The organism is Nonomuraea terrae, from assembly GCF_004348995.1.
Taxonomy (GTDB): domain Bacteria; phylum Actinomycetota; class Actinomycetes; order Streptosporangiales; family Streptosporangiaceae; genus Nonomuraea; species Nonomuraea terrae.
The window spans coordinates 72903-83234 of the sequence record NZ_SMKQ01000016.1 but is presented as its reverse complement, the minus strand read 5'-3'; the positions used below and the strand labels follow the sequence as shown (position 1 = coordinate 83234).

The 10332-nt window shown below is 72.4% G+C and carries 11 protein-coding genes; 8 read left to right on the top strand and 3 right to left on the bottom strand.

Annotated elements, in window-relative coordinates; translation table 11 throughout:
* On the top strand, positions 1 to 297 hold a 297-nt coding region (locus tag E1286_RS47690; protein ID WP_165969650.1), incomplete at its 5' end, for a hypothetical protein.
* A gap of 119 nt (positions 298 to 416) precedes the next feature.
* On the opposite strand, the gene E1286_RS08870 is transcribed toward E1286_RS47690, so the two are convergent.
* Both E1286_RS08870 and E1286_RS08865 read right to left on the bottom strand, forming a co-directional pair.
* Positions 417 to 797 carry a hypothetical protein gene (locus E1286_RS08870; protein ID WP_132610569.1) on the bottom strand — a complete coding sequence of 127 codons (381 nt, stop codon included), beginning with the start codon at positions 795 to 797 and terminating at the stop codon, positions 417 to 419.
* 40 nt (positions 798 to 837) lie between these two features.
* On the bottom strand, positions 838 to 1899 hold the full coding sequence (locus tag E1286_RS08865) for a threonine aldolase family protein (RefSeq protein ID WP_223189727.1): 1062 nt from the start codon (positions 1897 to 1899) through the stop codon (positions 838 to 840).
* A gap of 52 nt (positions 1900 to 1951) precedes the next feature.
* Here E1286_RS08865 and E1286_RS08860 point away from each other — a divergent pair, with 52 nt between their 5' ends.
* On the top strand, positions 1952 to 2464 hold the full coding sequence (locus tag E1286_RS08860; RefSeq protein ID WP_132610567.1) for a DinB family protein: 513 nt from the start codon (positions 1952 to 1954) through the stop codon (positions 2462 to 2464).
* A 300-nt stretch (positions 2465 to 2764) separates the two neighbouring features.
* Complete coding sequence (locus E1286_RS08855; protein WP_132610565.1) at positions 2765 to 3097, top strand: hypothetical protein; 333 nt, start codon at positions 2765 to 2767, stop codon at positions 3095 to 3097.
* Between the two features lie 106 nt (positions 3098 to 3203).
* On the opposite strand, the gene E1286_RS08850 is transcribed toward E1286_RS08855, so the two are convergent.
* A complete protein-coding gene (locus tag E1286_RS08850) occupies positions 3204 to 4292 on the bottom strand; it encodes an ROK family transcriptional regulator (protein ID WP_223189725.1) in 1089 nt (362 codons plus the stop codon).
* A 111-nt stretch (positions 4293 to 4403) separates the two neighbouring features.
* On the opposite strand from E1286_RS08850, the gene xylA reads away from it, so the two are divergent.
* The 5 genes from xylA to E1286_RS08825 all read left to right on the top strand — a co-directional run bounded on the left by xylA (position 4404) and on the right by E1286_RS08825 (position 10307).
* A complete protein-coding gene (gene xylA / locus E1286_RS08845; protein ID WP_132610561.1) occupies positions 4404 to 5555 on the top strand; it encodes a xylose isomerase in 1152 nt (383 codons plus the stop codon).
* Between the two features lie 29 nt (positions 5556 to 5584).
* Positions 5585 to 6685: a Gfo/Idh/MocA family protein gene (locus tag E1286_RS08840; protein WP_132610559.1), complete on the top strand. Its 1101-nt coding sequence runs from the start codon at positions 5585 to 5587 to the stop codon at positions 6683 to 6685.
* Between the two features lie 91 nt (positions 6686 to 6776).
* Complete coding sequence (locus E1286_RS08835) at positions 6777 to 8108, top strand: S8 family serine peptidase (protein WP_132610557.1); 1332 nt, start codon at positions 6777 to 6779, stop codon at positions 8106 to 8108.
* A gap of 49 nt (positions 8109 to 8157) precedes the next feature.
* Positions 8158 to 9780, top strand: coding sequence for a lysine--tRNA ligase (gene lysS / locus E1286_RS08830; RefSeq protein ID WP_132610555.1), 1623 nt, complete (start codon positions 8158 to 8160; stop codon positions 9778 to 9780).
* A complete protein-coding gene (locus E1286_RS08825; protein WP_132610553.1) occupies positions 9777 to 10307 on the top strand; it encodes an AAA family ATPase in 531 nt (176 codons plus the stop codon). The genes lysS and E1286_RS08825 overlap by 4 nt, the downstream gene beginning before the upstream one ends.
* Positions 10308 to 10332 lie beyond the last annotated feature (25 nt).

Below are 10332 nucleotides of genomic sequence, written 5' to 3'. Positions count from 1 at the left end.
CCGGGGGCCGGCGCGGCCACCGCCCCGGCCCCCGGCGTGGCCGCCGAGGTGGTTCGGGCGCCGGGCGGACCCGCACTCGCGGCCACCGTCACGAACGTCCCCGCCGGCCGGGCCGTGCGCGACGTGGGCACCGGCCCCGTGACGCCTCCCAGGACCAGCCCTTCCGTCGCTCTGCTACGCGAGCGGGAATCCGAGGAGGACGCACTCAGAAGGCGCCAGAGCTACGTCATGTTCGGCATCTTCCTGCTGCCGTTCCTGTTCCTGCTGGCCCTGATCTTCTCGCGGGTGCCGTACTAGCCGGCAGCGATCCGGGGGAGCCGTACGGCGGGGCTCGGCACACGCTGATCCGGCCGGCTACGTCGGGATCGCCATGGACTCCGCCGACGAGCTCGCCGCGTACCCGACCCTGGTCCGACCTAGCGGAGCGGCGGCCCTTCGAGGTGGACGCCCTGGCCCACGGCGTACGCCTCCCGCAGCAAGCCGGCGAACTCGTCGTCGAGGTCGCCGGCCGAGACCGCGCTCCACTGGGCGACGAACAGGCGCTTGGTGTAGGGCTCGCACCGGCTGATCCGCCGGTCGCTCACCTCGCGCCGCAGGTCGAAGAAGCCCTTGAGGCCGGCGGCGCCGGGGACCACGCCGGCGAACCCGCGTCGCGACCCCTTCAGCACGATCGCGGACTTCGACACCGCGTAGTCGAACGAGCCGCAGCCCTCGGCCAGCTCGATGAAGCGGTGGTAGAGGCCGACGACCTCAGTGGGCTTGCCGTCGAGATGTCGCTCGACCGTCCAGGAGTCCATACCGCGAACGCTAACCAGCCCCACCGACAAAACGGACTCCTCAGTCGGCGGCGCGCTCCACCAGCTCACGCACCAGTGCGGCGACCTCGGCGGGGGTGAACTCCATGGCGTTCTCCCCGACCGTGACCTCGAAGCTCGACCGGCGCGGGTCGGGGGCCGAGCGCACCCGAGGGAAGAGCTCCACCTCGCGCTCGGCCGCCAGCGCGGCCCCGGCCCGCTCGACCTCCCGCCGCCCGGCCGGCAGATGCACGTGGAACATCGGGGTCTGCGGCGGGTCCGGGTACGCGTACGCCACGCCGTCCGCGTTGATCGCCGCAGCGAGGGCGATCGCGTGCTCGCGGAAGGCGTCCATGCGCGGCAGCAGCCGGTCCAGCCCGTCCAGCGCGGCCAGCGCCTGCGGCCACGGGTCCGGAGTGCGCCCGCCGAGCCGGGTCAGCCAGACGCCCGCCGCGCCGACGAACTCGGCGTCGCCCAGCAGCACGCCCCCCGAGACGCCCAGCAGCGCCTTGTAGAGCGAGACGTACACCGTGTCGAACAGCCCGGCGATCTCGCTGTGCGGCCGGCGGTAGCACGTCTGCGCCTCCCACAGCCGGGCGCCGTCCATGTGCGCGGCCGCTCCCCGGCTCCGGGCGAGGTCGATCTGCGCGCGCAGGTCGTCCCATTCGGGCAGCAGGCCGCCGAGGTCGCGCTGCGGCAGCTCCCACACCACGGCGGCCGGCGGCTCGGCGACCGCGTCGAGGTCGGCCAGGGTCATCAGCTCGTGCCGGTCGCCGGCCCGGTGCAGGCGCAGGCCGTGCACGGCGGCGTACCCCTGCATCTCCCACACGTCGAGGTGGGTCTGCGGGTGCGCGGCGAAGGCGAACCGGCCCCGGGTCTCGGCGTGCACCCGCAACGCCACCTGCTGCGCCATCGTCCCCGTGGGGAAGTACAGCGCGGCCTCCTTGCCCAGCAGCTCGGCGAGCCGGCGTTCGAGCGCGGCCTGCGGGGCGCCGGGCGGTGTGTCGTCGTCGACGAGCGCCAGCATGCGGCGGAGGGCGTCGGCGGGTCTGCGGTGGATCGGCGCGTGCAGGAACAACGAGCGCTGGATCTGGTGATCGGTCACCCGCCTGAAAATATCCCGCTATTTCAGGACGTAAGGGATATCGTCGGGCCCCATGACCCTCCCCCGCGTCCGCCCTCCCTTCGTCGCCGACGAACGCACCCAGCTCGTGGGCTGGCTGGACATGCAGCGCGCGATCGTCCAGTGGAAGTGCGAAGGCCTGTCGGAGGAGGACGCGCACCGTCCCGTCCTGCCCGCCTCGCCCCTCATGACGGTGGCGGGCGTGCTCTCCCACCTGCGCTGGACGGAGCACACCTGGTTCGAGGTGCTCTTCCTGGGCCGTCCCGCCGACAGCCCGCAGTTCGACGAGTCGGTCGAGGACGCCGACATGCGCGTCGAGGGCGTCCCGCTCGCGCGGCTCCTCGACGCGTACGAGCACCAGGTCCGGACCTCCAACGAGATCATCGCCGCCCATGCGCTGGACGACGTCGGCAAGCACCCCGAGCACCGCTCCGCCGCCGCGACCCTGCGCTGGATGATCATCCACATGGTCGAGGAGACCGCCAGACACGCCGGCCACCTCGACGCCGTCCGCGAGTTCCTCGACGGCGAAAAGGGCTATTACTGACAGGCATGAGGGTCATCACCGTGGAGGATCTCTTACCGGAGTACGGAGCGATCGTCATCAGGGACATCCCGGACGAGGAGCCGGCGCCGCTGCCCCTGCTCGGCGAGAGCGACCTGGAGGCGCTCTCCATCGGCACGATCGCCAGGGCGGGTGACGGATGGTTGAAGGCGTCGGCTCGCGGCGTGCGCCATCGCGTGCGCCTGGAGGCCCACGACGGCCCGCCGCCCCTCGATGACGCCTGGCACGACGTGGCCGAGACCTCGTACCACGCCGGCAGCGGCTTGGTGGAGCTGACCACCCTTGACCCGCTATCGCCTCCCCGCGCGGCCCCCGCGCGCCGAGGACGTGCTGCGCCTGTCGGACGGGCGACGGGCGATGATCCGGCATCGGGACGCGCTCCACCGCTACACGCGCTTCACCGCCGACCTGGCCGCCGTCGCGGTGTGGAGCCGGGGCCACACCGCCTCGGAGACGACGGCCGAGCTCTCCGACCGGTTGCCGGCGACGGAGGAGGACATACGCGAGACGATCGCTCACGGGATCGAGCATGGCCTGCTCAGCCCTTCCGGCGAGGACGGCTTCACCGCGCTGCCACGCCGTCCACCGCGATCCGAGCCCGGCCGCCTGGTCTGACCCGCGGACGCTCAGGCGTTCATCGACGGCGCTTTTCCTGGAAAGGAGCGAGATCTGACGACGCACATCCTCGCGAGCTCCGGGTCGGCGGTGGTGCGCTCCTCGATCACAACCCGAGCATGCGGGCCGGTTCGGCGATGACCTGCTGGATCACCAGGCCGGCGGCGCCGAGCACGGCCGCGTCCGCGCCCGTGCGGGAGACGACGACGGCGGGCGGGGTGCCGCGCATCTGCGCCAGCCGGGCCCCGAGCGCGCCGGCCACCGGGCCCTCCAGCCACGGGAACAACGGCGCGAAGATCCCGCCGAGCACGATCCGGCCAGGATCGAGCAGGTGGACGGCCGAGGTGAGCGCCACGCCGAGCGCGTGCCCGGCCCGCTCGCACGTCTCCAGGGCCTCCCGGTCGCCCGACTCCAGGCGGGCCGTCAGTTCGGGCACGGAGGCCAGCTCGCCGAGCAGGGCGTCCTGGCCCGCGTACACCTCCAGGCAGCCCCGCCCGCCGCACCGGCACCCGGGCCCGTCGGGCACGACGACCACGTGGCCCAGCTCACCGGCCAGCCCGAACGTGCCACGGAACACCGTCCCGCCGACCACGAGGCCCGCGCCGATGCCGATCTCGCCCGACACGTAGAGGAAGTCGGTCTCCCCCGAGCCGAACCACAGCTCCCCGAGCGCCGCCAGGTTCGCCTCGTTGTCGACGGCGAACGGCAGGTCCACCAGGTCGGCCACGCGTACGTCGCGCCAGCCGAGATGCGGCGCGCTGCGCAGCACGCCGTCCTCGACCGTGCCGGGCACGGCGAGGGCGCCCCCGATGACCCGCAGCCCCTCGGCCTCGGCCTCCGCCGTGGTCTGCTTCACCAGGTCGCGCAGCCCCGCGAGGATCAGCGCCGGGTCGGAGTTGCGGTTGCCGGCCGACACCGTGCGCCGCAGCCGCACCGTACGGGTGAGGTCGACGACGCAGGCGGCGAGGTAGTCGATGTTGACCTCCAGCCCCAGCGCGGCCACCCGGTGCCCGCTCAGGCTCACCGCCATGCCCGGCCGCCCCCGCTCGCCCCCGCGTACGGCCCCGCTCTCGGTCACCGCCCCGGCCTCCAGCAGGTCGGCGACCAGGCTGGACACCGTGGTCTTGGTGAGCCCGGTGCGCTCGGCGAGCGCGGCGCGGGTATGAGGTCCTGACCGGTGGATGGTCGCCAGCACTACGGCCAGATTACGGGCGCGCATGGAATCATGCCGGACCCCTCTTGACGCCACGTGCCCACCTCCTCAGGATTATGTACAGATTATGGACTAAAACCAGCGGAGACCGATATGACCGACTTCACGCCCACGCCCGACGACCGCTTCACCTTCGGCCTCTGGACGGTCGGCTGGCAGGCACGCGACCCGTTCGGCGACGCCTCCAGGCCCGCCCTCGACCCGGTGGAGAGCGTGCACCGCCTCGCCGAGCGTGGCGCGTACGGCGTCACGTTCCACGACGACGACCTCCTCGCCGTCGAACCCGACCGCGACAAGGCCATCGCGGCGTTCAGGAAGGCGCTGGACGAGACCGGCATGAAGGTGCCGATGGCCACCACCAACCTGTTCACCCACCCGGTCTTCAAGGACGGCGCCTTCACCAGCAACGACCGCGACGTCCGCCGTTACGCCCTACGCAAGGTCATCCGCAACATCGACCTGGCCGCCTCGCTGGGCGCGAAGACGTACGTCTGCTGGGGCGGCCGCGAGGGCGCCGAGTCCGACGCCGCCAAGGACGTCAAGGCCGCGCTCGACCGCTACAAGGAGGGCCTCGACCTCCTCTGCCAGTACGTCGTCGAAAAGGGCTACGACATCCGCTTCGCCCTGGAGCCCAAGCCGAACGAGCCCCGCGGCGACATCCTGCTGCCCACGATCGGCCACGCCCTGGCGCTGATCAACGAGCTGGAGCACCCCGAGATGGTGGGCCTCAACCCCGAGGTCGGCCACGAGCAGATGGCCGGGCTCAACTTCGTGCACGGCATCGCCCAGGCCCTGTGGCACGGCAAGCTCTTCCACATCGACCTCAACGGCCAGCACGGCCCGAAGTACGACCAGGACCTCATCTTCGGCCACGGCGACCTGAAGAGCGCCTTCTTCCTGGTCGACCTGCTGGAGAACGGCGGCTACGACGGCCCCCGCCACTTCGACTACAAGCCGCTGCGCACCGAGGACCCGGAAGACGTGTGGGACTCCGCCTCGGCGAACATGCGCACGTACCTGATCCTGAAGGAGAAGTCGCGCGCCTTCCGCGCCGACCCCGAGGTGCAGGAGGCCCTGCGCAACTCCCGCGTGGACGAGCTGGCCCAGCCCACGCTCGCGGCCGGCGAGACCTGGCAGCACCTGGCGGACGACACCTTCGACCCCGAGGTCGCCGCCGCCCGCGGCTTCCACTTCACCCGCCTCAACCAGCTCGCCCTCGAACACCTGATGGGCGTGCGCGGCTGACCCGGTAGACCACGACGCTTGGAGACTTCGTGACCAACGGCCCCGTCGGCGTCGCCCTGGTGGGCGCCGGAGTGATCAGCGGCCAGTACCTCCGCAACCTCACCGCCTTCCCCGACGTGCGGGTGCTCGCCGTCGCGGACCTCGACACCGACCGGGCCGCCGCGGTCGCCCGCGAGCACGGCGTTCCGGTCTCCGGCGACCTCGGCACGGCGCTGGCCGTGCCCGAGGTCGAGATCGTGGTCAACCTGACCGTCCCGGCCGCGCACGCGGCCGTCGCGCTGGAGTCGCTGCGCGCCGGCAAACACGTGTACGGCGAGAAGCCCTTCGCCATGGACGTGGACGAGGCCGCCAAGGTCATGGCGGAGGCCGCCGACCGGGGCCTGCGGCTGGGCGGCGCCCCCGACACGTTCCTGGGCGCGGGGCTGCAGTCGGCGCTGCGCGCCCTGCGCTCGGGGCTCGTCGGGGCGCCGGTCGCCGTCACGGCGGCCACGCAGAGCCTGGGGCCGGAGTCGTGGCACCCGAACCCGGAGTTCTTCTACCAGCCGGGCGGCGGCCCGCTGTTCGACCTGGGGCCGTACTACCTGACCGCGTTGGTGGCGCTGCTCGGGCCGGTCGCGCGGGTGGCGGCCGGCACGCGCAGGGCCCGCGACCAGCGCGTGGTCGGCTCGGGCCCGAAGGCGGGCACGCTCTTCCCCGTGGCGGTGCCGACCCACGTCAACGCCTTGCTCGACTTTCCCGGCACGGCCACGGCGGCGGCCACGTTCAGCTTCGACTCGGCCGTGAACCGCCGGATGATCGAGATCATCGGCACCGAGGGCGCGCTGTCACTGCCCGACCCGAACACCTTCGAGGGCCCGCTGCTGGCCCGCGGGTTACGCGACGCCGACTGGCGGGAGCTGCCGGTGCCGGGCACCACGGCGGGACGCGGCATCGGCGTGCTCGACATGGCGAGGTCGATCCGCGCGGGCACGCCGCACCGCGCGTCGGGCGAGCTGGCCTACCACGTGCTCGACCTCATGTCCGCCATCGCGGAGTCGGGCGAACGCGCGGAATTCCGGCCCATCGCCTCGACCACGCCCGTGCCGGAGCCGCTCCCCGAGGACTGGGATCCGTACGCGGCGACCGCATAGGGCGACCACGTAAAGCGTCCGTACAGGAATCATCCACGGACGGGACGGGCATGATTACCGACAGTAATAAGTCGGTAACAGAGAGGTTCTCATGCGCGTCCTGATCCAGCTCCGTCCCGCCCCCGACGTCGTCGCGTCCGTGCTCGACGCGAGCGTGCGCAGCACGGTCGCCGACGTCGTCACCGACCTGCCCGGGGTCCTGCTCGACGAGACGTACCCGCCGGTGGCCGTGCCGCGGCCGGTCACCGGGCTGTCGCCGTACCAGCGGGCGGAGTTCTCGACGGCGCCCGAGCACGCCTCCGTCCTCGTCCGCGGCGAGATCTCCGACGCCGAGCTCGCCACCCGCCCGGTGCTGCTGTCGTCGTCCGTACGCGAGGTCACCGGCGTCTTCGCCGACCCGGCCATCCGCAGCCACCTCACCTGCGCCGGCGACGGCCCCGTCGGCGACTGGGAGCAGGTCAGACGGCTGCTGAACACCTACGACCTGTGGTCGTCCGGCCACGACGGCGAGGGCGTCACCCTGGCGATCGTCGACACCGGCGTCAACGCCGACCACATCGCCGCCCGCATCGGCCACGACGTCACCGTCGACGCCGCCCGCAGCTGGGCCCCGCCGGGCGTGGCCAAGAACCCCGGGCGCTACCCGGTCACCCACGGCTCCATGTGCGCCTTCGACGCGCTGCTCGCCGCGCCCAAGGCCACCCTGCTCGACCTTCCGGTGCTGCTCAGCCGGGAGAGCTCGGCCGAAGGGCTGCTGTCCGACGCGGTGGCCGCCTACTCCCACCTCGACGGCGTGCTGCGGGCCATGCCGGCCGACTCCCGGGCGCTCGTGGTCAGCAACAGCTGGGGTCTGGCCTCGCCCGACACGGACTTCCCGCCCGGCCATCCGGGCAACTACTCCGACAACCCTGCCCACCCGTTCAACGTGATCGTGGGGAGTCTGGAGGGCGCGGGCGCCGACATCCTCTTCGCGGCGGGCAACTGCGGCCGCGACTGCCCCGACGCCTCCTGCGGGTTCCACGAGCGGCCGATCGCGGGCGCCAACTCCCACCCGGCCGTGCTGTCCGTCGGCGGCGTCGACGTACGCGGCGAGCGCGTCGGTTACTCCTCCCAGGGCCCCGGCCGGCTGTCGGAGCACAAGCCCGATCTGTGCGCCTACACCCACTTCGCCGGGTCCGAGGCCGTCGGGGCCGCCGACACCGGCACCTCCGCCTCCTGCCCGGTCGCCGCCGGGGTGGTCGCGGCCGTCCGCACCCGTAGGTCGGCCGCCGCGCTGTCGCCCTCCCAGCTGCGCACCCTGCTCCACCGCACCGCCGACGACCGCAGCACGGTCGGCTTCGACCACGACTACGGCTACGGCGTCATCGACCCGCCCGCCGTGCTGGCCGCGCTCGGCCGGCAGAACCGCACGCGCGCGGCCTGATAGCGCATACGCGTTGGCTTGGAACGCGCGAAGCCGCAAGAATGGCGCGATGGCGGAAAGTGCCGAGACCGACTGGGTCTCCAGGTTCGCGGACGACGTGATAGCCGAGGCGGAGAGGCGCGCCCCGGGCAAAGCCATCGTCTGCGCCTCAGGGCTCAGCCCGTCAGGCCCCATCCACCTGGGCAACCTGCGCGAGGTCATGACCCCCCACCTGGTCGCCGACGAGATCAGGCGGCGCGGCCTGGAGTGCGTCCACCTGCTGTCGTGGGACGACTACGACCGTTTCCGCCGCGTCCCCGCGGGCGTCGACCCCTCCTGGGCCGAGCACATCGGCAAGCCGCTGACCTCGGTGCCGGCGCCTCCCGGGAGTCCCCACGCCAACTGGGCCGAGCACTTCAAGGCGCCCATGGTGGAGGCGCTGGCGGAGCTGGGCGTCGAGGTGCGCGCCATCAGCCAGACCGAGCAGTACACCTCGGGCGCCTACCGCGAGCAGATCCTGCTGGCCATGCGCGAGCGCGCGAAGATCGACGCCGTGCTCTCGCGCTACCGGACCCGTGCCGGAGAGCCCGACGAGCCCGATGAGCAGGACTATTTCCCGTACCGGCCGTACTGCGAGTTGTGCGGGCGCGATCTGACGACGGTCACCGCGTACGACGACGAGACGACCGAGCTGGCCTACACCTGCGAGTGCGGCTTCGGCGAGACCGTCCGGCTCGCCGAGCACGACCGCGGCAAGCTGGTGTGGAAGGTCGACTGGCCGATGCGCTGGGCCTATGAGGGCGTGGTGTTCGAGCCGTCCGGCGTCGACCACCACTCGCCCGGCTCGGCGTGGGTCGTCGGCGGCCAGATCGTCGGCGAGGTGTTCGGCGGGCAGCAGCCCATCGGCCCGATGTACGCCTTCGTCGGCATCACCGGCATGGCCAAGATGAGCAGCTCCAAGGGCGACGTGCCGATCCCGGCCGACGCGCTGGAGATCATGGAGGCGCCGGTGCTGCGCTGGCTGTACGCCCGCCGCAAGCCCGCCCAGTCCTTCAAGATCGCCTTCGACCAGGAGATCCACCGCCTCTACGACGAGTGGGACGCCCTGGGCCGCAAGGTCACCGAGGGCCGCGCCCAGCCCGCCGAGCTGGCGGCCTACCACCGGGCGGTGCGCACGGCGCAGGCCCCGCTCCCGGCCACGCCCCACCCGGTCCCCTACCGCACGCTCGCCTCCGTCGCCGACATCACCACCGGCCACGCCGGCCAGACCCTGCGCATCCTGCGCGACCTCGACGGCGTGCCCTCCCTCGACGCGGCCCGCCCCCGCCTCGACCGCGCCCAGCGCTGGGTCGACGGCCACCTGCCGGCCGACCAGCGCACGCGCGTGCGTGAGACGCCCGACCACGAGCTGCTCGCCTCGCTCGGCGGCGACGAGGGTGAGGCGCTGCGCCTGCTGGCCGACGGCCTCGACGACTGGACCCTCGACGGCCTGACCGCCCTCGTCTACGGCGTGCCGAAGCGCCTGGCCGGGCTGCCGGCCGACACCCCGGCCACGCCCGAGCTGAAGGCCGCCCAGCGGGAGTTCTTCGCCCTCCTCTACCGGCTGCTCGTCGGCCGCGACACCGGCCCCAGGCTGCCCACGCTGCTCATGGCGGTGGGCGCGGACCGGGTGCGGAAGCTGGTGGGGGCGTGAACGGCGTCGTCCTGATCACCGGGATCATGGCGTCCGGCAAGTCCACCGTGGCGCAGGCGCTGGCCGAACGCCTGCCGCGCTCGGCGCACGTCCGCGGTGACGTGTTCCGGCGCATGGTCGTCGGGGGCCGTGCCGATCCGACACCGGAAATGGGCGAGGAGGAGGTCCGCCAGCTCCATCTTCGCCAGCGAATTGCCGCAAATACGGCGGACCTCTATGCCAATGCGGGCTTTACGTCAATAGTCCAGGACATCATTATCGGCCCGGATCTGGAACGGTTTACGAAACTGGCCGATACACGTCCGCTTTATGTGGTCGTTCTGGCTCCCGACCCGGCGGTGGTGGCGCGCCGCGAGAGCGCCCGCGACAAGGCCGGCTACGTCGGCGAATGGACGATCGCCCAGTTCGACGCGGTGCTGCGGGGCGAGACGCCGCGCCTCGGGCTGTGGCTGGACACCTCGCGCCAGACCGCCGAGGAGACGGTCGACGAGATCATTTCCCGATCCGCCGAGGCCGAAATTCCCTGAAATATCACCCGAAATTCGGTGACTG